Below are 374 nucleotides of genomic sequence, written 5' to 3'. Positions count from 1 at the left end.
TTATTTCTCGGTTAAAATTATAATTAAAATATAATTAATACAGAAAATAATATTATCTAGTTTTCAAAGAACAAAGTTGACACTTTCGTGTCAATGGAGAATAACGGGATCGAACCGTTGACCTCCTGCTTGCAAAGCAGGTGCTCTCCCAGCTGAGCTAATTCCCCAAAATATTCGATTGTCACTTACCAGTAACGATGGGTCTAAGTGGACTCGAACCACCGACCTCACGCTTATCAGGCGTGCGCTCTAAACCAGCTGAGCTATAGACCCAAAAGCGCGAACATTTATTTTAACGAGAGTAAAACTCTCAAAACTAAACAAGACTTCAATAATGTAAGGTTTCCGAATTTTTCCTTAGAAAGGAGGTGATC

The 374-nt window shown here is 38.5% G+C and carries 2 tRNA genes; both read right to left on the bottom strand.

From position 1 onward, the window contains the following. Positions 1-94: 94 nt before the first annotated feature. Positions 95-167: transfer RNA gene (locus AC6UDE_RS06935), tRNA-Ala, on the bottom strand. Positions 168-198: 31 nt separating this feature from the next. Continuing rightward, positions 199-273 (bottom strand) — tRNA-Ile (locus tag AC6UDE_RS06930). Positions 274-374: the final 101 nt, after the last annotated feature.

The organism is Fructilactobacillus sp. X2R5C3 (genome assembly GCF_059901325.1).
Note: the sequence above shows the minus strand (reverse complement) of the source record. Positions and strands in the feature narration are given on the sequence as shown.